The organism is Bifidobacterium callimiconis, from assembly GCF_003952005.1.
Lineage (GTDB): Bacteria > Actinomycetota > Actinomycetes > Actinomycetales > Bifidobacteriaceae > Galliscardovia > Galliscardovia callimiconis.
The window spans coordinates 282,366-305,640 of sequence record NZ_QXGJ01000001.1 but is presented as its reverse complement, the minus strand read 5'-3'; the positions used below and the strand labels follow the sequence as shown (position 1 = coordinate 305,640).

Annotated in this window: 16 protein-coding genes and 1 tRNA gene; 8 read left to right on the top strand and 9 right to left on the bottom strand. The window is 62.0% G+C overall.

All coding sequences use genetic code 11. The features are described 5' to 3' along the window. The first annotated feature begins 19 nt into the window (after positions 1–19). From D2E23_RS01325 to D2E23_RS11515, 3 genes are all read left to right on the top strand, one after another. Positions 20–1,036 (top strand): lipocalin family protein, encoded by a 1,017-nt coding sequence (locus tag D2E23_RS01325; protein ID WP_126029199.1) that lies wholly within the window; start codon positions 20–22, stop codon positions 1,034–1,036. Positions 1,037–1,221: 185 nt separating this feature from the next. Further along, entirely contained in the window at positions 1,222–1,359 is a 138-nt protein-coding gene (locus D2E23_RS11520; RefSeq protein ID WP_164520612.1) for a hypothetical protein, read from the top strand. Next, a complete protein-coding gene (locus tag D2E23_RS11515) occupies positions 1,352–1,636 on the top strand; it encodes a hypothetical protein (RefSeq protein ID WP_164520611.1) in 285 nt (94 codons plus the stop codon). Before D2E23_RS11520 ends, D2E23_RS11515 begins: the two co-directional genes overlap by 8 nt. Positions 1,637–1,934: 298 nt before the next feature. Here D2E23_RS11515 and D2E23_RS01315 read toward each other — a convergent pair whose 3' ends face one another. From D2E23_RS01315 to D2E23_RS01305, 3 genes are all read right to left on the bottom strand, one after another. Next, on the bottom strand, positions 1,935–2,585 hold the full coding sequence (locus D2E23_RS01315) for a hypothetical protein (protein ID WP_126029198.1): 651 nt from the start codon (positions 2,583–2,585) through the stop codon (positions 1,935–1,937). A 172-nt stretch (positions 2,586–2,757) separates the two neighbouring features. Next, positions 2,758–2,831: transfer RNA gene (locus tag D2E23_RS01310), tRNA-Pro, on the bottom strand. 111 nt (positions 2,832–2,942) lie between these two features. Beyond that, positions 2,943–3,284 (bottom strand): hypothetical protein, encoded by a 342-nt coding sequence (locus D2E23_RS01305; RefSeq protein WP_126029197.1) that lies wholly within the window; start codon positions 3,282–3,284, stop codon positions 2,943–2,945. A 223-nt stretch (positions 3,285–3,507) separates the two neighbouring features. Between D2E23_RS01305 and D2E23_RS01300 the strand changes: the two genes are divergently transcribed. After that, positions 3,508–4,674, top strand: a complete 1,167-nt coding sequence (locus D2E23_RS01300; RefSeq protein ID WP_126029196.1) for an ABC transporter permease — start codon at positions 3,508–3,510, stop codon at positions 4,672–4,674. Positions 4,675–4,779: 105 nt separating this feature from the next. Here D2E23_RS01300 and glgX read toward each other — a convergent pair whose 3' ends face one another. After that, complete coding sequence (glgX, locus tag D2E23_RS01295; RefSeq protein WP_093959380.1) at positions 4,780–6,918, bottom strand: glycogen debranching protein GlgX; 2,139 nt, start codon at positions 6,916–6,918, stop codon at positions 4,780–4,782. 184 nt (positions 6,919–7,102) lie between these two features. Between glgX and D2E23_RS01290 the strand changes: the two genes are divergently transcribed. After that, positions 7,103–8,854 (top strand): hypothetical protein, encoded by a 1,752-nt coding sequence (locus D2E23_RS01290; RefSeq protein ID WP_126029195.1) that lies wholly within the window; start codon positions 7,103–7,105, stop codon positions 8,852–8,854. Positions 8,855–8,962: 108 nt separating this feature from the next. Next, on the top strand, positions 8,963–10,285 hold the full coding sequence (gene aroA / locus D2E23_RS01285; protein WP_164520609.1) for a 3-phosphoshikimate 1-carboxyvinyltransferase: 1,323 nt from the start codon (positions 8,963–8,965) through the stop codon (positions 10,283–10,285). A gap of 260 nt (positions 10,286–10,545) precedes the next feature. Here the strand turns inward: aroA and D2E23_RS01280 are convergent, their stop codons facing one another. From D2E23_RS01280 to guaA, 5 genes are all read right to left on the bottom strand, one after another. Then, positions 10,546–11,775, bottom strand: coding sequence for an acetate/propionate family kinase (locus tag D2E23_RS01280; RefSeq protein WP_126029193.1), 1,230 nt, complete (start codon positions 11,773–11,775; stop codon positions 10,546–10,548). A gap of 214 nt (positions 11,776–11,989) precedes the next feature. After that, positions 11,990–14,980: an ABC transporter permease gene (locus D2E23_RS01275; RefSeq protein WP_126029192.1), complete on the bottom strand. Its 2,991-nt coding sequence runs from the start codon at positions 14,978–14,980 to the stop codon at positions 11,990–11,992. Beyond that, positions 14,977–15,798: an ABC transporter ATP-binding protein gene (locus D2E23_RS01270; RefSeq protein ID WP_126029191.1), complete on the bottom strand. Its 822-nt coding sequence runs from the start codon at positions 15,796–15,798 to the stop codon at positions 14,977–14,979. The genes D2E23_RS01275 and D2E23_RS01270 overlap by 4 nt, the downstream gene beginning before the upstream one ends. An 86-nt stretch (positions 15,799–15,884) precedes the next feature. After that, positions 15,885–16,508, bottom strand: a complete 624-nt coding sequence (locus D2E23_RS01265) for a PadR family transcriptional regulator (protein WP_126029190.1) — start codon at positions 16,506–16,508, stop codon at positions 15,885–15,887. Between the two features lie 201 nt (positions 16,509–16,709). Beyond that, complete coding sequence (guaA, locus tag D2E23_RS01260) at positions 16,710–18,272, bottom strand: glutamine-hydrolyzing GMP synthase (protein ID WP_126029189.1); 1,563 nt, start codon at positions 18,270–18,272, stop codon at positions 16,710–16,712. A gap of 460 nt (positions 18,273–18,732) precedes the next feature. Between guaA and D2E23_RS01255 the strand changes: the two genes are divergently transcribed. Beyond that, complete coding sequence (locus tag D2E23_RS01255; RefSeq protein WP_126029188.1) at positions 18,733–21,210, top strand: phosphoketolase; 2,478 nt, start codon at positions 18,733–18,735, stop codon at positions 21,208–21,210. A gap of 247 nt (positions 21,211–21,457) precedes the next feature. Then, positions 21,458–23,134, top strand: coding sequence for a phosphate acetyltransferase (pta, locus tag D2E23_RS01250; protein ID WP_126029187.1), 1,677 nt, complete (start codon positions 21,458–21,460; stop codon positions 23,132–23,134). Positions 23,135–23,275 lie beyond the last annotated feature (141 nt).

The following is a 23,275-nucleotide window of genomic DNA, read 5'->3' as shown; positions in this document are numbered from 1 at the left end:
CCAAACGAAACGAGACAAAATGAACACCACGAACAACTCGCTGACCCACAACATCCGCACCTTCCGCCACGGCACCGAACCGCTGGTGGACCCCATCCGGGACACCTTCATCCGCACCGACAAAGCCGGCAACTCATGGTTCTGGGTCGGCCATTTCGAGGCGGACGGACACGCCCTCGACTTCATGTACCACGTCAGCGTCCTGCAGTTCTCCAAATACCTGCCGGTACGCATGATCAACAGCGTGCTGTCCATCACCGACGAGACCGGGCACGTCTACCGCCACGAGGACCGCTTCTACAAGGTCAGACGAGGACAGGTCGCAGGGCAGGGGCTGCACATCCGCACCGACAAGGACGTCATCGAAGGCGACCTCGACAACATGCGCATCGCATCGGCCATGCCGAACGGATCCATCTATCTCGACCTGCACGGCACCGGATACCCGCTCTACAGCCTCGGCACCGGCTACTTCCAGATCGCCGGAGTGCCCAACTACCAGTACTCGTTCCCGCACATGGCAGCCAAAGGCGTCATCACCCTCGACGGCCAACGACACGAGGTGGAGGGCATGGTATGGATGGACCGCCAGTTCGCCGGCATGCCCAAAGGCAGAAGCCTCAAGGACGGCTACAACTGCAAGTGGCTGTGGATGAACCTCTGCTTCGACAACGACACCGACGTAATCAGCCTGTGGGGCGTAACCGAACTGGCCACCGGCAGCGAACACTGCTGGGCGAGCGTCCTGCACGAGGACGGCACCCAATCCTTCACCGGCGTGGATCCGATGGCCGGAGACTCCTTCAACGTGTGGGAAAGCCCCGTGACCGGCATGAAATACCCGACCGGATGGAATATCTCCATACCCGAATGGGACGCAAAACTCACCGTCACGTCCATCATGGACGAACAGGAAATCGCCTCGCCGAACCCCTCCGGCCGCAAATACGAAGGCGCGAGCAAGGTGGTCGGCACCTACCGGGGACGCCCGGTGACGGGCCACTGCTGCCTCGAACTCGTCGGCGGATGGAACTAGCGACACCGGTTTATCCTCCCGAAAGCACCGGCATCGGTCCAATTGCACCAACCTACCGAAGAGGACAGATCCGACGATACCGTGAACAAGGAATTCGGGATGGACGCTAAATAACCTTCAGGTGGTTTTCACACAAGAAAAAGCCCGTTTCGTGCATAACATCACGAGACGGGCTTAGCTCATTGATGGTATCCGGCTTCATTATCTGGATCGGCGAAGACGCCACGTCATTGCCGCTGATCGCCACCAAACAGGCCGGCGTCAACATGCAGGGCAAACAACGGCCGCACCTCGACAATGGAGGCGCCCCCACCATTGTGTGACGACCTGTGGGAGCTGTACTGCGATACCGAACGACTCATGCGGCAACCGGCCACCCGATTCGGATTCCCGAACGCGGCGACCCTACACGCCACGGTGGTCGGTCTGGCGAGCTCGGCGCTCGTCAACATGGATCCATTGCTGGCCTGTGGCGACGTGCTCGACTGGTACGAGGGGATCCGTAAGGCGGTCAACCCGGCTCTAGGCCGCGCATCGTGTTTGGCACATGCCCGGACTGCGGGGGAGTGGTATGGGCAATCAGAAAGAACGGTACGGTGAGTGCGCGGGCTGCGGAGAGAAGGTGAACCGTCGCGTCGTGGCCGACCGACTTATCCTGTCCGATCGTCAGTGAGATCAGAGGTACCGCCGGCGAGCTGAGCGCCGAGTGCGCGAAAGGCCGGCATACGACTGCCCGCAAGCACGATACGAAGCTGGGTCAAGCGTGGCCGACTGTGTTGCGGATCCGACGGCAGACTCTCCCTGAGCGAACTGGTGCCATTGCTGAGAAAACGCGCCGACTACGGAAACGAAACCTGACAGGGCTGTCGTTGATACATAATCAGCGGCAGCCTTTTTGTCACTGGAAGGGCGCTTTGCCGTAGAAGGCCATCTGCTCGTCGCCCCACCATGTCAGGAACTGTTCGGCAGTCTCGCCGTTATGCCCGTCACTGTCGAATGCTCCATCTGTGGACGCCAAACGACCGTCGGTCTCTTCGGCCAACGCCGCTGCGACGAAACCGTAACCGATGGAGGGAACGGCCGGACCGGCGAAGTTCCGGTATTCGTACCATGAGTGATCCTGAGCATTAATTAATCGTAATTCCTCCACAGTCAACGGCATATCGAACTCGTCAGCCTCGATGGGAATTACCTCGCCCAACATGGACGCCGGGTAACCATATTCTCCGTTGGTCCGCTCATAATTATCAACCCATGATTGGTCCACCCGGTCACGGGTCCACAATGACGGCCAAGAGCTTGACCGCCACTGGCCGTTGATTAGATAAGCAAACCCGAGATCCATCTCCACCTTCCAGCGCGTGGCCGGATCCACATACCGTATTTCCTCATCGGCGGTCTTGCACGGGTAAAACGCCTTCACCTCCACGGTGCTGTGAATCCCGTACCGGTCGAGCAGCCGTTGATAGAGCTCCTGGGTGCGGCTTCGCGTCTCTTCGACCAAGGGCAGGTAATCCGTCGTCGGATACACGTCAATCGTGGTGGACATATCCCTAATCGTACCCAAACCCTTGGAATCACAAGGATTACCGGCATCGTCCGACGTTAACAAAAAGTGTTAGCGGATTCAGCCAATCCGTTAACACTGGAATTGTGTTAACGAGCAGTCTCGGAGCAAAACAAAGAAGCCCTACATCCCAATCGGGAGTAGGGCTCACGGGTCGGGCTGACAGGATTTGAACCTGCGACATTCTGCTCCCAAAGCAGACGCGCTACCAAGCTGCGCTACAGCCCGTTGCATTCACATCCAAACCGAAAAAATCGGCTGCGTATGAACACGAATCACTAGTATAACCCATGCCGGTCCGCGTGTTGCGCCGCAATTGCCATTTGCCGTACCGGGCCTTTACTGAAACCGCTGCATGAGGAGGACGATGACCGTGACAAGGACGGTAAGCGCAACGATCATGACGATCAGGATCGTACCGTCGCCAACGCCACTCATGCCAAGCACCAGACCAAGCGTTACGAGAATTGCGGTGAGGGCCAGCGTCATTCCGGTCACCCGTCCGTACCATTGACGGGAGTGTCGTGCCTGATCCGGTATGGATGGCCGATTTTCTTCGCCATGACGCTCGGCGAACATACCGAATCGTTGCAGGGGAGTGGCGCCCTGACGCAGCTGCCGATAGCGTTCGTCGCGCGCTTTGCGTTCCCGTCGTTTGCCCTCCCAGTATCCGTGGTCCATGATGGCCGAGTCCTTTCCGTATCGGCGTGGCGAATAGTTCGCCGAGGAATCATGCCTGAACAACCACTTCAGGTGATTTCATGGTAGGACGTTTCCGTCATTGCCAAAAGATGCCATCGTAGCCGTCCATGAAAAACGAGATCGGGGTTCTTGCCGCAGTCTCGACCTATAATCGGCGGGAAGGCAACGGCACGGGCATACCCGGCACAACGAACGGAGGCTCATGGGCAGGCATCAGCAGGCGGAGACACTGGGACTCATCGCATCCCTGATCTGCGCGCTCGCGTCCGGTCTGATCATGGAGCTCTACCTCACGTTCGCCTCGGCCATCTGGCTGGTTTCCGGACGACTGTTCTCCGTCTGTGCCGGCGTGGTGGCTGCGTGCGCCGTCATCTCGTTCATCGTCGGATACACTAGGCAATCCCGGTCGTGGAGTCTCAAACGCGGGTGGATCGTCCCCGTTCGCCGCGCATTCGAAACGCTGTCCCTGTCCGTGGTCTATGCATCCACGGTCTTCCTCAGCGTGTACGCGATGCTGGGCGTCATCAACGGCATCATGGGCATCAGCCTGTTCTCCTCGTACATTCCCTCGGTCACGGCCATATTCTCCGGAGTCGTCGGCTATGTGGTCTTCGTACAGGCCGACACGCTCAACTCGCAGACCATCGCATCCCTCCTGCCATTGTTCGTCGTTTCGGGCGTAAGTACCGCAGGCCTGACCACCGACGATCCCAACTGGTGGAAGAACAACTTCTCCCAGCTTGGCGACCGCACCACGTTCGCCGCGCGTATGTTCAACTCCACGCTGATCCTCGCCGGCATCTGCGTGGTCATCCTCAGCTACTTCGCTATCTCCGAACTCATCACCACACAGCGCATGCGACTCAAATGGCGCATCGTCAACGGCACAGGCGAGGCTCCCAAGGTGGGCGACGAACCGAAGACCGAATTCGACATTCCACACTTCTGGGCGCGCATTCTCTGCCTGGCCATACTGCTCACCCTCGCCGGCGTCTGCTTCGCCGGCGTGGGCATGTTCCGATACACCCCGCACCCCATCCTGCACAACGTGTTCGCACGCGGGCTGAGCCTGCCGATGAGCCTGCTCATGATCTTCCTGCCGTGGCTCGCACCGCAGCTGTCGCGCGCCATGTACGTGGTATCCGACCTCATCATCGCCACCATCGTGATCGCCGGATTCAACTGGCTGCAGGGCAACACCACGCTCACCAACGTGGAGGCGCTCGCCTGCATCCTGTTCATGGGATGGTTCATCGTGTTCTCACGTCAGATCGCGGCCATCGAGGCGGATCGCGTGTACGCCCAGCTGACGGCGGAACGACCGGTGAGTGTGGTGCCGCCGGACTCACGTATTTCGCCGCAGAACTAACACGATTACGATCGATGATCGTGATACGGCTCGTGATACGACGATGCCCGTCACGCCGAATCGATCGGTGTGACGGGCATCATTCGTTCATTGGACTTGCCGGCGTCAGTCCATGAGTCTGCGCGAACGCTTGGCGCTCATGAGCACCAGGAAGCTGCGCGGCTGTGCGGTGATCACGAAGCCGGCCTCATAGGTGAGCTCCGGGCCCTTCGGGTTGAAGGTGTCGGCCACCAGCGTCCACGTGGATCCGTATTTCTCATCGGGCAGCTTGAACACGATCGGCTCGTAGTGTGCGTTGAAGATCAGCAGGAAGCTGTTGTCGGTCATGGGGGAGCCGTACCAGTCGGTTTCGGGGATGTCCTTGCCGTTGAGGAACACCATTACCGACAGGGCGTGCGTGTTGCCCCAGTCCTCGCGGTCCATGACCTCACCGGTATGGTCGAACCATTCCGCCTGCGGGATGCGGTCCGACGTATCGCCGGCGGCGCGTCCGGTGAAGAAGCGCCTGCGGTGCAGCACCGGGTGGTTGAGACGCAGATGGATGAACTTCTTGGTGAACTCGAGCAGGTCGCGACGATCCTGATCGAGTTCCCAGTCCGTCCACGAGATCTCATTGTCCTGACAGTAGGCGTTGTTGTTGCCCTGCTGGGTACGGCCCACCTCGTCGCCGCCGCAGATCATGGGAATGCCCTGACTGACCAGCAGCGTGGCGAGGAAGTTGCGACGCTGACGCTGACGCAGGCAGTTCACGTCCTGGATGTCGGACGGGCCCTCCACGCCGCAGTTCCACGAACGGTTGTGCGATTCGCCGTCGCGGTTGCCTTCGCCGTTGGCCTCGTTGTGCTTGTCGTTGTACGTGACCAGATCGTTGAGCGTGAAGCCGTCGTGTGCGGTGATGAAGTTCACCGAAGCGACGGGTCGGCGGCCGTTGGCCTGATACAGGTCGGAGCTGCCCATGAGTCGGCTGGCGAACTCGGGGAGCGTGGACGGCTGCGAGCGCCAGAAGTCGCGCACGCAGTCGCGGTAGCGGCCGTTCCATTCGGACCAGCTGGACGGGAAGCCGCCCACCTGGTAGCCGCCGGAGCCCAGATCCCACGGTTCGGCGATGAGCTTGATGTGGGAGAGCACCGGATCCTGCTCCACGATGTCGAAGAATGCGGAGAGCTTGTCGACCTCCTGGAACTGGCGGGCCAGCGTGGCGGCCAGATCGAATCGGAAGCCGTCCACGTGCATTTCGGTCACCCAGTAGCGCAGCGAGTCGGTGATGAGCTGCAGCGCGTGCGGGGAGCGCATGAGCAGCGAGTTGCCGGTGCCGGTGGTGTCGAAGTAGTGCGCGTAGTCGCCATCCACCAGACGGTAGTAGTTGCGGTTGTCGATGCCGCGCAGGCTGAGTGTGGGGCCGCGGTGGTTGCCTTCGGCGGTGTGGTTGTACACCACGTCGAGGATGACCTCGATGCCGGCCTCGTGGTAGGCCTTGACCATGGACTTGAACTCGTTGACCTGCTCGCCGTACTCGCCGGAGCTGGAGTAGGCGTTGTGCGGGGCGAAGAATCCGATGGTGTTGTAGCCCCAGTAGTTGCTCAGCCCCTTTTCGGTGAGGAACGAGTCGTTGACGAACTGGTGGATCGGCATGAGCTCGATCGCGGTGATGCCGAGCTCCTTGAGATAGTTCACCACGGTGGGGTAGGCGAGTCCGGCGTAGGTGCCGCGAATTTCGGCCGGCACGTCCTTGCGCAGGTTGGTCATGCCGCGCACATGGGCCTCGTAGATCACCGAATCGTGGTAGGGAATGTTGGGGTGCTTGTCGTTGCCCCAGTCGAAGAACGGATTGACGACCACGGATTTCATGGTGTGGTGCGCCGAATCCATGGTGTTCATATGGTATTCGTTGTCGGGGTCGCTGAAGTTGTACGAATAGAGGCTTTCGTCGTCGTCGATGCGTCCCTGGATGGCGCGCGCATAGGGGTCGAGCAGCAGCTTGGAGGGGTTGCACCGATGTCCGTTGTTGGGATCGTACGGACCGTAGACGCGGTAGCCGTAGCGCTGTCCCGGCTGGATGCCCGGCAGATAGTTATGCCATACGTAGGAATTCTGTTCCGTCATTTCAATGCGGGTCTCGTTGTCTTCCGCGTCGAAGAGACAGAGTTCCACTTTTTCGGCCGCTTCCGAGAACAGGGCGAAATTCACTCCTGCGCCGTCGTAGCGAGCTCCCAATGGATACATTGAACCTGGTCTGATCTGCATACCTACCAGTATCGCATTACCATGTCACAAAGTCGCGTTCGAGGGTGAACCCAGGATGAATCATGCGTGATGCGTGTCGATTCCGCGATTTTGCCGGCGTTCCGTTCCTTGGTTGTGAACGGTCACGTTGATAGACTGGCCCTGTACCAGTAGAGACCAGCGAAGAGACGAAGGAGTTTTCGCCATGGCAGATGGATACAAACCGGTTGGGGATGGGGAATCGCAATACGTGCCGCCGGACGGCGCATCGACAGGCGATGAGGAGACCGACAAGACTTCCACGACATCCACGGGGAATACCCCCGTTCCCGGCAGTGAGCAGCAGGGAGGCTTCTCGTACGATCCGGTTACGGGACAGGCTCCCGCCCAGCCTCAACATCCGGGGCCCATTCCCGGCTCATTCCAATCCACTCCAACCACGCCGCAGGGAGTGCCTCCATATCAGCCCTACCAGCAGCCCTACCAGTATTCGCAGCCGCAGCAGCCATTCGGTCAGCCCGCCTATGGAGGCGGATACGGTCAGGATCCCACCCAGCTTCAGCCGGGCGTGGCACCATCGTCATTCGGTCAGCCCGCGGACGCGTCGGCCTCGTCCGTAACGTCGCCGTTCCAGTCGCAGCAGCCGGGCGCCCAGTCTCCCGTATCCGGCGCTGGTGCGGAAGCTGATCCCAATGGTGTGGCCAATTCGTCTGATCCGTTTGGCATCCCACCGTATGCGGGCGACGCCAGTGCCGGCGCGCCGTACGCATCTCCGCAGCCTCAGACCCAGCCGACCACACCGCTGCCGGGCGCATCGTTCGGCGAGTCGTTCACACCGGCGGCCGGCGGCCAGCCTTCCGCTCCACAGGATGACAGCCAACCGCCGTCGCAGCCGACTGGCAACGATCCCGCAGTGCCTGCGGGAGCACAGCCCACGTCCTTCGCATCAGGGCCGGTTCCCCCGATTTCTCAGACGCCCGGCGTTCCGCAGAATCCGGGAGCGGTTCCTCCGAATGTTCCTCCGTTGGGTGGCCAACCTCCCTACGGCGGTTACCAGCAGCCTGGCCAGCCTCCGCAGGGGCAGTCTCCGTATGGCGCACCTATGCCGCCGGCTCCGAAGAAGTCCAACAAGAAGCTCGTCATAGGATTGAGCATCGCCGGCGGTATTGCCGCGCTCATCGTCATCGTGCTCGTGGTGCTCGCCTTCCTGCCCAGCGGCAAACCCACCGCGGACGACTACACCAATGCGCTGAACCAGACGTCGAAGATCAGCAACCGGTACTACAGCATCAAAACGAAGCTCAACGATGTGTACTCGGTCTCCTATGATCCCTCCAAGAATCTGGACGACAAGGACATCTCCAGCCTGAAACAGAAGGTGAAGGACTACCAAAGCGCGGTCTCCGACTTCGGCAAGCAAGACAAAATCATGAAGGACGAAAACGTCAAGACCAAGTACGACGCCTATGTGAAGGCGTCCGACAAGTACGCCTCGTACATCAACGGTCTGGCCGACTCCGCGCTGCCGATGTCCAAGGCCGTGAAGGCATGCTCCGATACGCCGTCCTCCTCGCTGTACGAGAGTGACTTCTACGACAAGTACAACCAGTACATCTCCGACTGCTCCTCCAGTCTCGACGAGCTGAGCAAGGCAAAGGACACCGACGTGGCCAAGTACGGCACCGACATGAAAGATTACATCGGCAAGCTGGGCGAGCTCATCGGCAAGATGCAGGCGCTCGGCAATCCGAACGACCTTCGGTATGGCACCGACCAGTACAACCAGATGAACGATCTGCAGGACGAATACTACGATCTGAGTTCTGACGGCTACAACATCGACTCCGACTTCTCCAAGGCCCTGCAGGAGACCGAGGACAAGATGAACCCGGAGGACGAGCTCAATGATCTCCGCGACGCAGTGCAGGACGGATTCCACGACGCTCTGAGCCGATGATCGATCGATAACCGGTAATCGGTAATCAAGCAAGGCAACCGTCAATCGGGCCCGCGTTCGTGGAATGCGAACGCGGGCCCAACCATATCTCACGCTAGTATGGCAGGCATGACAGCTTCCACAGATCTTTGGCGCGCCCCCAAGGCGGCGGCGCCCCTCAACGCCACGGTCACCATTCCGGGCAGCAAGTCCCTGTCCAACCGATACCTCATCCTCGCGGCCATGGGCTCGCGGCCGGTCACGTTGATCGGCCTGCTGCGCTCGCGCGACACCGAACTCATGATGGGCGCCCTCGAATCCCTGGGCGTGGAATGCCGCATCGACGAGCATGAGGAAACCACGGTCACCGTCGTGCCGCCCGCCGACGGCGTATTCAAGGGAAACTCCTCGGTGTTCTGCGGTCTTGCCGGCACGGTGATGCGCTTCGTGCCTGCACTGGCCCTGTACGCCGACGGCCCGGTACGGTTCGACGGCGACGAGCAGGCGTACCAGCGTCCGATGGCCCCGCTGCTGGAGGGGCTTGAACAACTCGGCGCTCGCATTGACTACGAAGGCGAGCGAGGCCGTCTGCCGTTCACGCTCACCCCGCCGGAACACGCCGATGGGGGAGCGGTGGCGATCGATTCGTCCGGCTCCAGCCAGTTCATCTCCGGCCTGCTGCTGGCCGCGCCGAAGCTTGCGAGCGGCCTTACGCTGACTCATACGGGCGAGCACCTGCCCAGCCTGCCGCACATTCGCATGACCATGGCCGATCTGTCGTCCGCCGGCGTGGACGTGAGCATGGATGGCCATACGTGGACGGTGCGTCACGGCGCCGTGCAGCTGCCGGAACAGGTGGTGGTCGAGCCGGATCTATCCAATGCGGCACCGTTCCTCGGCGCGGCACTGATCGCGGGCGGTACGGTCCGCGTGCCGAACTGGCCGGAGACGACCACGCAGCCCGGCGGCCTGCTGCCTGGATATCTGGAACGCATGGGCGCCGATGTGTCGGTCGACGTGGCGGACAACGGCGTACGCACGCTGGTGGTCACGTCCGACGGCACGATTCACGGTCTTGGCGAATTCGACCTGTCTGCGGCCGGTGAGATCGCACCGTCGTTGGCCGCGATTCTGGTGTTCGCCGACGCGCCGACCTCGCTGGTGGGCATCGGCCATCTGCGTGGCCATGAGACGAACCGTCTGGAGGCGCTGGTCACCGAGATCGAACGTGTGGGTGGCAGTGCGCATGAGCTGCCCGACGGTCTGCATATCGACGCGGTTCCCACGGACTCCCTGCACGGTGCCGTGATGGAGACCTACGCCGATCATCGCATGGCCACGTTCGCCGCCATGCTGGGCCTGCGCATCGACGGCATCGATGTCGTCAACGTGGCGACCACGCGCAAGACCATTCCCGACTTCGTAGGCCTCTGGACCTCCATGCTCGCCTGAGAGCCATCGCTCTTCGTGCTCTCTCGTTCCGTCGCTGTGTTGCCTTTCTGGTGAGCAGCTTTGTCGGAATTAGCTGACGTCTATCCCTTCGTCGTGCTCCCTCCCAGGGAGGGAGCACGACGAAGCTGACTGAGGGAGGGATGAAATCCCGACGTTCCGTCATCAACACGAAAAGGGTGGGTACCCAACCGGATACCCACCCTTTTCGTATATCCTCGTTCCGCCCGCAATCAGCGGCCGGAACGAATCACGTCAATGGTTCACTTGGCGAACACGTTGCCGTAGGAATCCTTGCCCTCTTCGGCGATGGCGGCGGACTTGCGGGCGATGGCCAGCTCTTCGTTGGTCGGGTAGACGGCCACGATGACGGAGCTGTCGGGCGTGGAGATGACGCGCGGCTCGGAGGTGTGCACGTTGTTCTTCTCCTCGTCCAGCTTCACGCCGAACGGAGCCAGACGATCGATGACCATCTTGCGGATGGCGGAGGCGTTCTCGCCGACACCGGCGGTGAAGGTGATCACGTCGACGCCGCCCATCTGAGCGGTGTAGTTGCCGATGTAGGCCACGATGCGGTGCACGTACACGTCGAGGGCCAGCTTGGCGTTCTCGTCGCCCTCGTCGGCCAGACGCATGACCTCACGCATGTCGCCGAAGCCGGTCATGCCGGTCAGACCGGACTTCTTGTTGAACAGGGAGTCCAGCTCGTCCACGTTCATGTGGGCGTTGCGGATCAGGTGGAACACGACGGCCGGGTCAATGTCGCCGGTACGGCCGCCCATGACCAGACCCTCGAGCGGGGTGAGGCCCATGGAGGTGTCGATCGGCTTGCCGGAGATCTGGGCAGAGGCGGAGGCGCCGTTACCGATGTGCAGCACGATCTGCTTGAGGCCCTCGGCGGGCTTGCCGATGAGCTCGGGCACCACGGAGCCGACGAACTCGTGGGAGGTGCCGTGAGCGCCGTAACGACGGATCTGGTAACGGTCGGCGATCTCCTTGTTCAGGGCGTAGGTGCTGGCTTCCTTGGGCAGCTGGAAGAAGAAGGAGGAGTCGAAGACGAAGACCTGCGGCACGTCGGGCAGCAGGGAGCGCATGACCTCGGCGCCCTTGGCCTCGGGGCCGTTGTGCAGCGGGGCGAGCACGGCCAGATCCTTGACCTTGCCGATGGTCTTGTCGGTGACCAGGGCCGGACGCGGGAAGATGGAGCCGCCCTGCACCACGCGGTGGCCGACGGCGACGATGCCGGACTCGGACAGATCCGGGCCGTACTCCTTGAAGAAGCCGAGCACGCGCTTGAGGCCTTCCTCGTGATCGTGGATCGGCTCGGTCAGCTTGTGCTTCTCACCGTTGTACTCGTGCTTGTAGTTGCCGTCGATCGGCTCGCCGATCTTCTCGACCAGGCCGGATGCGATGCCTTCGCCGGTTTCGAGGTCAACCAGCTGGTACTTGATCGAGCTGGAGCCGGAGTTGATGACAAGGACGGTTTTCGCCATTATGGGCTTCCTCCATGTGACTAGTGATTGGGGAGCTTGCGCTCCACTTCCTCGATTGAGATTACTCGTTGGCCGCTACATTGTGGTACCGGTTTGCGTCGTTTTCCATGGACAAAACCGTTCCAATCACAAGGGTTGGAGCGGTTTTGTGAGGAATGTCACAATCGGTGGCGTCGGGCATTGAAAACGATCGACGTCACCGACTGCCGGTTGGTCAGTCGATCGTCCGTCTGGTCAGATTCCGCGGCGGTCGTGTGACCAGAGTCGTCAGCAGCAGTGCGACTGTCGCGATGCTCACGACGAGTGCCACCTGCACCGGCCAGACGGGATCGGTGTGCAGCCATGCGCCGTCGAGTCCGATGCGACGGTTCCACGCCACATGGAACCAGCCGAGCGCCAGTCCGGTCACCATGCCCAACGGTATGCCGGTCATCAGGATCAGGCTTGCCTGGGCGAAGCCCACACGTTTGAGGAACCCGGGGGAGGCTCCTACCGCGTGCATGGTGGCCATGTCCCGCTGCGTCTGCGTGCGGGCCAGCAGCAGCGAGACCACGGTCGCCACCAGAGCGAACACCGCCAGTAGCAACGTCGGCAGCAGTGCGCTTGGGCTGTCTCGCAGTCCGCGATACTCGGTCGGCTGCACCAACGGGTAATCGGACTGTATGGAGTCGATGGCCTTGTCCATCGTCAGGAATTCGGATCGGGGTGCGAAGTTCACGTATTCTCCGATATACCGGAACTCGGTGAATCCCAGTCCCCGAGCCGTCTGTTCGCTCATGGCAAGCGGGTAGAAGCCGCGGATGAACATGGCCGGCTTGGACACGATGTCGGTCGCATTGCTCCGATCAGGCAGTCCATCCGACATCGGAGCGACGGCCAGTTCGACCTTGCCATCGACCACCTGCGCCGCATTGTTCACCACGACGCCGCCGCCATCGATCATTCTGGCCGCCTGTTCCGCATTCGGATAGCCCGACAGGCGCATGGCATCGCCACTCATGACCAGCATCTCGGTATCGGCGTTGATCATGCTGATACCGTGCATGGATCCATGGTTCGCCGCGGAGGCGTCCACGCAACGTACCGGGGCGCCGGGATAGATGACGGAAGCGGTGTCCTGCCCCTGATCGGTGGAGCATTCCGGCGCCGATTGCGGCAGCAGCGCCCGAGCGATAAGGAGATGCTGCGGTTCGGCTTGCTGCGTCTCTTGCCGATCGGTGCCGTAGTCGGCTTTGGGCATGGCCGCCGCATACAGAGGCTGATGCGCGGTGATCGGATACCGTTTGGCGAGCGCATCGACGGCATCCGCAACGACCATGCGATCGTAATCGTTGCTGATCGGTACGCTGACGCTCACGATCATGGCGCGGTCGCCGATGACGGCCGCTCCGTTATTGTCACGATCATTGGCGAAGGCCGATCCCACCAGAGTCAGCGAGTACGATGCCACGGTCACCGTGATGAGCACCGCGGTGGCGGCCGGAACGAACCGATGATGATGACGTGACGCATCGCGCAACGCCAGCCGCAGCGACAGCGGCGCAATCCTGCCGATGACGGCCGCAGCAACGGTGAGACTGCGTACCAACTGAATCAGTCCGACAAGCGTCAGTGCGACGGTGGCGACGAACAACAGCACGTGCACGGACGACGAATCACCGTGCGTCAGATGAGGGACCGGCAGTGTCAGACTGACCGCGCCGCAGGCCAAAGCCCCGGCGATCAGCAACGGGCCGGACACGCGCAACGCGATCGCTGCCACGCGACGTCGTCGCGGTGAATGATGGGATTCGGAAGGATTGTCCTTCAGCGCATCCACTGGATTCAGCCGGCTAACCCGCCGGGCGGGCAACAACGTGGCCACATAGCCGATCACCACGGCCGTCAGCAATATCAGGCCGAGCATCGACCATGGGAACGATGCCAGAGTCTCGCTGATACTGATCGACCGATACCGTGGAACGACCAGCATCATGACGGCAGCGCCCAACGCCGTGCCCAGCACCCCGCCGGTAAGACCGATGACCATGCCCTGCGCGGTGACGATGCGTTTGAGATCACGCGGGCCGGCACCGGAGGCCGCCGCCAGGCCAAGCGTTCGCCGCTGCTGATCGGTGGATACCGAAAACGCCGGCGTGATCAGACACAGCATCGTCGCAATACCCAGCAGAGCCATAATTCCCAACGCCACGGCACGGTCCAGCACGATCCTCGGATCGACGCTTACCGGATAGCGGTCGCTTGGATCGGGATAACCGTCCGTCAATACGTGACGCGACACAACAAACGCTTGCAGGGTATTGAGTTTTCTGATCTGATCCCATGTGATCGGTCGGTCGCCCACCGCCAGATAATGCCCATCGACGCCCGCATGGTCGCGTTCCACCATCGTGGACATCCAGCCGTCAAGACACCACGCACGGTTATCGGCATCGTCCACCAGACCGGAGACGCGCCATGCGCGCTGGGAGTCCTCGATCACATCGCTGATGCGTCCACTGGTGTTCATGTATCCCTGAAACGGGGGAGCGGTGAACGCCACGGTATCGCCCACCGCAAGATGCAGATGGTTCGCCAACGCCGTGGATATCACGATCTCGGTATCGTCCTGCGGTGCCCTACCCGATGACGGCGCAGGCATCAGCTGTCGCAGCGCAGTGCCACCGGCCTCGGTCATCGTGGCCGTGGTGGTGGAGGCGATCGACTTTCGGGAGACGATCACCTGGGCGCCAGCCTTGCTCTGTTCTCCGGGTTGCATGGACGTGCCGGTGGTCGCCAGCAGCTTTTGCGACTGATAGAACGGCAGCAGCGTAATGCCCTTGGGCAGATGCCGAAGCATCTCATCCGCCGTCGCCGGCACCTGACCGACATCATCGATCCACACGCCCGGCGCTCCTTCGGGAAGCTGCGGGAACGGCTGATTCGACCGTGTGACCGCAGTGGCGGTGATCACGGCCTGCGCGCCGGAGGGAATGGTCGACAATGTGCGCTCGCGATTGGCCGCCACCGCCGTGGTGGCGGAAATCCCCGCGATCAGCGCGGCCACCGGAAGCATGATCAGCAATACGGAGAAGAAGGTGCGCATCCTGTGACGCAGGGCGTCGCGCAATCCCATGCGCAGGACGGGGCGCCAGCGGCACAGGCCCGATCCGACGGCGCCGGCGATGCCGTGACCCTGACATATCCGTCGTATCCGTGCCATCATGCACCCCCGCTCTCGGGATCGTCCAGCAGCATATCCACATCGGACGGACCGGTGTCATCGATGATGCGACCGTCACGCAGAAACACCGTACGGTCGGCCCACGCCGCGAACCGCGGCTCATGCGTGACCAACAGCACTGCTGCGCCATCGTCGGCTCGACGTCGCAGCACCTCGAGAATGGCGGTGCCGGAATTGGAATCCAACGCGCCGGTCGGCTCGTCGGCAAGCAACAGACGTCGCTCACCCACCAATGCGCGGGCGATGGCCACACGCTGCGCCTGACCGCCGGACATATCCTCGGGAAGACGATCCGCCAGCTCCGACACTCCCACCTCGTCGAGCGCGCGGACCGCCGCGGCCGCGGCTTTACGAACGTTGCATCCGTCAAGCTCCAGAGGGAACTGCACGTTCTCCTTCGCCGTCAGGCCGGGCAACAGATTGAAATCCTGAAAGACGTAACCGATGGAACGCCGCCGGACCGCTGCCCGCTCTGCAGCGTTCAACGAGGCGAGATCACGGCCTTCGACGAGCACCTGACCACTGGACGGAGTATCCAGACCACCGGCAAGATTCAGCAGTGTCGACTTTCCCGAACCGCTGGGGCCCATGATCGCCACAAACTCGCCGGGATGCAGTACAAGATTCGCATGCAGCAGCGCATTGACTCGCCGTGCGCCTTCGCCATGGACGCGCGACACGTCATGCAGGGCGAGGACGGGCGCGGGATCGGACGGCGTCGATCGTGAAGATGATGATGAAGAGGAGACAGGCTGCACAGGGGAGGCGCCGTGCGGCTGCCCAAAGCGTGAAGTGGTCATGATCGTCTTGCTCCTATCCGTGTTGGATGATGTCTGTTCCGTGTTGGACGACGATGTCCAGGAGGAAATGATGAAGCCCGCGTCGTCTAGAGGCGCGCTCGCAGGCGGTGGTCGTCGATGGTGTCGAGCCAGCGCAATTCGGCTTCGGTGGCGAAGATGTGATGGTCGAGCACCAGTAGTCCGGCGACATCGCTTGGAGGCAGTGCGCGGCGGGCGCGGGTGACGTCGTGCAGGAGTCGTTGCAATGCGACGCGTTGCCGTTGAATGAGCGCCGTGACGTCCACCCCCGGTGTGGTCACGGCGAACGCCAGTTTCATGACCAGTTCATCGCGCCCGCGCTGTTCGAGCGTGACCGGTGTGCTCCACCATTGCGACACGGCCTCGCGTCCGGTGTCGGTCAGCTGCCATACCGCGGTTGGTTGGGCCTTGGTGCGGGTGGCGGTCGCGGCGCGATTCGGTGGTGTGGCGACTTTGTCTCTGTACGGTTCGGCGTTTGTGGACCTGACCGTGGTGGTTTCAACGACGGTGATTTCGTTGTCCGGACATTGCTCGATCAGGCCGTCTCGCTGCAGGCGTTGCAACGTGGTGGAGACCTGGCCGATGTTGAGCGGCCACGTCTCGCTGGTGGTGGCGTCGAATTCCTTCTTGAGCTGATAGGCGCTGGCGGGGCTTCGTTGCAGCAGTGCCAGCAGTGCTTCCTTGATGGCCATCGCGTTCCTCCGATCGACCGGCGGATATGAATGGTTACTCGGTAACCTCTTGCTTTATAGGTTACTCGGTAACCATCCAACACGCCAATCGTCCGCGGGGATGAGCGAGTGGCAATAAACAAGGACCTGCCGCCAATATGGGCAAGCAGGTCCTTGTTGCTATGGTTTCTTGCTGTATCTACTGAAACCGATACCGGGGGATCACTCCCACTCGATGGTTGCCGGCGGCTTGGAGGTGCAGTCGAGGACGACTCGGTTGATCTGACGGCATTCGTTGGTGATGCGCGTGGAGATGGTGGCGAGCACGTCGTACGGCAGACGGGACCAGTCGGCGGTCATGGCGTCCTCCGAGGAGACCGGACGCAGGACGATGGGGGAGCCGTAGGTGCGTTCGTCGCCCTGCACGCCGACGGAGTGCACGTCGGCCAGCAGCACGACCGGGCACTGCCAGATGTCGCGGTCGAGACAGGCCTTGGAGAGCTCCTCGCGGGCGATGGCGTCGGCCTCACGCAGCAGGTCGAGACGTTCCTTGGTGATCTCGCCGATGATGCGGATGCCGAGACCCGGGCCGGGGAACGGCTGACGCCAGACGATCTCGTCGGGCAGGCCGAGCTCGGTGCCGATGGCGCGCACCTCGTCCTTGAAGAGGGTGCGCAGCGGCTCGATGAGCTGGAACTTGATGTCCTTGGGCAGGCCGCCCACATTGTGGTGGCTCTTGATGTTGGCCGCGCCGTCGCCGCCGCCGGACTCGACGACGTCGGGGTAGAGGGTGCCCTGCACAAGGAACTTGACTTCCTTGCCGCGGGCGCCGGCCTCTTCGAGTACCTGCTGCTGTGCCTTTTCGAAGGTGCGGATGAACTTCTCGCCGATGATCTTGCGCTTGCGTTCCGGCTCGGAGACGCCCTTGAGCGCGGTGAGGAAGTCATCGGCGGCGTCGACGGTGATGAGCTTGATGCCGGTGGCTTCGACGAAGTCGTGCTTGACCTGCTCGACCTCGCCCTTGCGCAGCAGGCCGTGGTCAACGAACACGCAGGTGAGCTGGTCGCCGATGGCCTTGTGCACGAGGGCGGCTGCGACGGCGGAGTCCACACCGCCGGACAGGCCGCAGATCACCTCGGCGTCGCCGACCTTCTCGCGGATCTTGACGACCTGGTCGTCGATGATGCTGGACGCGGTCCAGTTGTCCGGCAGGCCGGCGCACTTGTGCAGGAAGTTCTCAATGAGATCCTGGCCCAGCGGGGTGTGCTTGACCTCGGGGTGCCACTGCACGCCGTAGAGCTTGCGGGACTCGTCGGCCATGGCGGCGACGGGTGCGCCTTCGGTGTGGGCGAGGACCTTGAAGCCCTCGGGGGCTTTGTTGACGGCCACGCCGTGGCTCATCCAGGTGTTCTGATCGGCGGGGGAGCCGTCAAGGATGCCTTCGGCGTCGGTGATGACGGCCGGGGTCTTGCCGTATTCACCGAGGGCCGCCTTGTCGACGTCGCCGCCGAGCTCGTGGGCCATGACCTGGAAGCCATAGCAGATGCCGAGCACGGGGACGCCGGCGTCGAAGATCTTCGTGTCGATGCGGGGTGCGCCGGGTTCGAAGACCGAGGCGGGGCCTCCGGAAAGAATGATCGCCTGCGGGTCCTTGGCCAGGATCTCATCCACGGGCATGGAGTGCGGCACCAGTTCGGAATAGATGTGCGCCTCGCGCACGCGACGTGCGATCAACTGCGCGTACTGGGCGCCGAAGTCGACGACGAGAACCGGTCCATTGGCCATACGAGCCTCCCTTGGAGTTCAGAAAGATTACGTGAAACGGTGTGTCGATTATCACTGAAGATTGCGACATAGGGGCGTTTGCCGAACGCGCATGCGCATGTCGTTCGTTTGATCGACGACGACACGCCCTTGGGATGCAACAGCGCTTGCGCATTTTCACATGATAGATTTTCACATGCTGTGGCAAACCTCGGCAACCGAAAACCCAAGAGTTAGCGGCCCGGCGCGGCATTTTCGCCCGTTCCTAGAAACGCACAAGTTTCGATCCTCTTTGACAACTTTACGAACATTTCTTAACAAAAGTCCGACGGCCGATTATGCAAAAGTCCGCTCGTTCCTTTACCATTAAGGGCGATTAGGAAATGCAGTTCATTGCACGTTCCAATCCAAGGAACACAAGGGATTGCAATCCTGAGGAAATAACCGATCGCACATCAAGTGCAGAAGTACAGGAGTACACATGACGAGTCCTGTTATTGGCACCCCTTGGAAGAAGCTGAACGCTCCGATCTCCGACGAAACCCTCGAGGCCGTCGACAAGTACTGGCGCGTCACCAACTACCTCTCCATCGGTCAGATCTACCTCCGCAGCAACCCGCTGATGAAGGAGCCCTTCACCCGTGAGGATGTGAAGCACCGCCTGGTCGGACACTGGGGCACCACCCCTGGCCTGAACTTCCTCATCGGCCACATCAACCGTCTTATCGCTGACCACCAGCAGAACACCGTGATCATCATGGGACCGGGCCACGGCGGCCCCGCTGGTACCTCTCAGTCCTACGTCGACGGTACCTACACTGAGTACTTCCCGAACATCACCAAGGACGAGGCTGGCCTGCAGAAGTTCTTCCGCCAGTTCTCCTACCCGGGCGGCATCCCCTCCCACTACGCTCCGGAGACCCCGGGCTCCATCCACGAGGGTGGCGAGCTGGGTTACGCCCTGTCCCACGCCTACGGCGCCGTGATGAACAACCCGAGCCTGTTCGTGCCGGCCATCGTCGGCGACGGTGAGGCCGAGACCGGCCCGCTGGCCACCGGTTGGCAGTCCAACAAGCTCGTGAACCCGCGCACCGACGGTATCGTGCTGCCGATCCTGCACCTCAACGGCTACAAGATCGCCAACCCGACCATCCTGTCCCGCATCTCCGACGAAGAGCTCCACGAGTTCTTCCACGGCATGGGTTACGAGCCCTACGAGTTCGTCGCTGGCTTCGACGATGAGGATCACCTGTCGATCCACCGTCGCTTCGCCGAGCTGTTCGAGACCGTCTTCGACGAGATCTGCGACATCAAGGCTGCCGCTCAGACCGACGACAAGCACCGTCCGTTCTACCCGATGATCATCTTCCGCACCCCGAAGGGCTGGACCTGCCCGAAGTTCATCGACGGCAAGAAGACCGAGGGTTCCTGGCGCTCCCACCAGGTGCCGCTGGCTTCCGCCCGCGATACCGAGGAGCACTTCAACGTCCTCAAGCACTGGCTCGAGTCCTACAAGCCGGAGGAGCTGTTCGACGAGAACGGCGCCATCCGTCCCGAGGTCACCAAGTTCATGCCGCAGGGTGAGCTGCGCATCGGCCAGAACCCGAACGCCAACGGTGGTCGCATCCGCGAAGACCTGAAGCTCCCGAACCTCGACGACTATGAGGTCAAGGAAGTCAAGGAGTTCGGCCACGGCTGGGGCCAGCTCGAGGCCACCCGTCGTCTCGGTGTCTACACCCGCGACGTCATCAAGCTGAACCCGGATTCCTTCCGCATCTTCGGACCGGATGAGACCGCTTCCAACCGTCTGCAGGCCTCCTACGAGGTCACCAACAAGCAGTGGGATGCCGGCTACCTGTCCGACCTGGTCGACGAGCACATGAACGTCACCGGTCAGGTTGTGGAGCAGCTGTCCGAGCACCAGATGGAAGGCTTCCTCGAGGCCTACCTGCTCACCGGCCGTCACGGCATCTGGAGCTCCTACGAGTCCTTCGTGCACGTGATCGACTCCATGCTGAACCAGCACGCCAAGTGGCTCGAGGCCACCGTGCGTGAGATCCCGTGGCGCAAGCCGATCTCCTCCATGAACCTGCTCGTCACCTCTCACGTGTGGCGTCAGGATCACAACGGCTTCTCGCACCAGGATCCGGGTGTGACCTCCGTGCTGCTGAACAAGTGCTACAACAACGACCACGTGATCGGCATCTACTTCGCTGCCGATGCCAACATGCTGCTGGCCGTTGGTGAGAAGGTCTACAAGTCCACCAACATGATCAACGCGATCATCGCCGGTAAGCAGCCGGCCGCCACCTGGCAGACCCTGGACGAGGCTCGTGCCGAGCTCGAGAAGGGTGCCGCCGAGTGGGAGTGGGCTTCCAACGTTCACTCCAACGACGAGGTCGAGGTCGTCCTGGCCTCCGCCGGTGACGTTCCGACCCAGGAGCTCATGGCCGCTGCCGACAAGCTGAACAAGCTTGGCGTGAAGTTCAAGGTCGTCAACGTGGTGGATCTGGTCAAGCTCCAGTCCGCCAAGGACAACGACGAGGCCCTGACCGATGAGGAGTTCGCTGACCTCTTCACCGCCGACAAGCCGGTCCTGTTCGCCTACCACTCCTACGCCCACGACGTGCGTGGTCTGATCTACGATCGCCCGAACCACGACAACTTCAACGTCCACGGCTACGAGGAGCAGGGTTCCACCACCACGCCGTTCGACATGGTGCGCGTGAACAACATCGACCGCTACGAGCTGACCGCTGAGGCCCTGCGCATGGTCGACGCCGACAAGTACGCCGACGAGATCAAGAAGCTCGAGGACTTCCGCCTCGAGGCCTTCCAGTTCGCCGTCGACAACGGCTACGATCACCCGGATTACACCGACTGGGTGTGGCCGGGCGTCAAGACCGAGCTGCCGGGTGCCGTCTCCGCCACCGCCGCCACCGCTGGCGACAACGAGTGAGATTCGTCACATTACCGGTAACGGTCTGATTCGCTAGCGAATCGTAGAAAACCCCTACAGCCTAGATGGTTGTAGGGGTTTTCTTGTATCAGGTGAATCCCAATTCCCGAACCGCCGATGCAAACCACGACAACAATCGACAACAACCGGCAATGAGAGGCGCTCACACACTTACAATGGACGAGGTTGCAATGCAGTGTTGCCGCACCTCAGTCCAGTAATGGACTGACCATTCGCGAAGGAGTGTATGACCGTGAGTCTTACCAGTGTGTATATCGCCAGCCCCGAAGCCGCCAATGGCCGCAATGTCGTCGCCTACGGTGTCGTTTCTGCTCTCGCAGGACAGTACAAGACCGGTGTGTTCCGTCCGGCCGCCTGCAAGAAGGAAACCTTCACCGACGTGCTTCTGGGAGCCGCCAATGCCGGCCAGTCCCGCGAGCAGGCCGTTGGCGTGTGCCCCTGTGCCGCCCGTGAAGACAAGGAAGGCGCCCGTGGCGATATCGTGCGCGCGTACTCCGCCGCCGTGACCGCCGTGGATCCTGAGGCCGTCGTGGTGGTCGGCACCGACAAGAGCAGCGTCTTCGACCCCGCCGCCTTCGACTTCAACGCCGCCGTGGCCGCTGATCTCAAGGCTCCCGTGTTCCTCGCCGTGTGCGCCCTGGAGCGTGACGCCAAGCAGGCCAAGGCCACCGTCGAAGCCTGCGCCAAGAGCGTCAAGGACGCCGGCCAGACCGTCGCCGGCGTGTTCCTGACCGGTTGCGACGACGAGAAGGCTCCGGCCGTCAAGGAGGCCCTCGCCGACTTCGCCGCCCCGGTGTGGACCGTTCCGGCCCACGACTGCGGCACCGAGGAGGAGGCCAAGGCCGCCCTCGCCGACTTCGAAGCCCACGTCCCGGCCGCGCAGATCCTCGCCGCCCTCAACCAGGACTTCGCCCAGCCCACCACGCCGTACGCCTTCCAGTCCGACCTGCTGAACAAGGCCAAGGCCGCCAAGAAGACGATCGTCCTGCCCGAAGGCGAAGAGGACCGCATCATCAAGGCCGCCGACTACCTGCTCGAGCGTGACATCGTCAACCTGATCATCGTCGGTGAGAAGGACCAGATCCTGGCGCGCGCCAAGGAGCTCGGTCTCAACTCCCTCGAGAAGGCCTCCTTCCAGTCCATGAACGATGAGGAAGTGCTGGCCCCGATGGTCGAGAAGCTGTGCGAGCTTCGCGCCAAGAAGGGCATGACCCCGGAGCAGGCCCGCAAGCAGCTGACCGACGCCAGCTACTTCGGCACCATGCTCGTGGTGCTGGGCAAGGCCGATGGTCTGGTCTCCGGCTCCATCAACTCCACCGCCAACACCGTGCGTCCGGCCCTGCAGGTCATCAAGACCAAGCCCGGCCAGAAGCTCGTCTCTGGCGCCTTCCTGATGTGCTTCAAGGATCACGTGGCCGTGTTCGCCGACTGCGCCATCAACCTCAACCCGAACGCCGAGCAGCTTGCCGAGATCGCCCTGCAGTCCGCCGAGACTGCCAAGGCCTTCGGCATCGAGCCCAAGGTCGGCATGCTGTCCTACTCCACCCTCGGCTCCGGCAAGGGCCCGGACGTGGATCTGGTCGAGGAGGCAACCTCCATCGTCAAGCAGAAGGATCCGGAGCTGGCCGTCGTCGGCTCCATCCAGTTCGACGCCGCTTGGTCCCCGGTCGTGGCCGCCACCAAGGCCAAGGGCAACGACGTGGCCGGCCACGTCAACGTGTTCGTGTTCCCGGACCTGTGCGCCGGCAACATCGGCTACAAGGCCGTGCAGCGCTCCTCCGGCGCTCTGGCCATTGGCCCGGTGCTGCAGGGCCTCAACAAGCCGGTGAACGATCTGTCCCGCGGCGCCAACGTCGAGGACATCATCAACACCGTGGCGCTGACTGCCGTCACCGCCCAGTGAGGCTGGCCTTCAGCGACATTGATCTAACGTCGTTTTCGAATTGACGTTGAAGGGTCGCGGCATCCATGCCGTGGCCCTTTTTGTTGTCCCGATCCTCCAAAGAGCACTGGCGTGTCGTATGATCGCGCGTAGTTCCGGGCT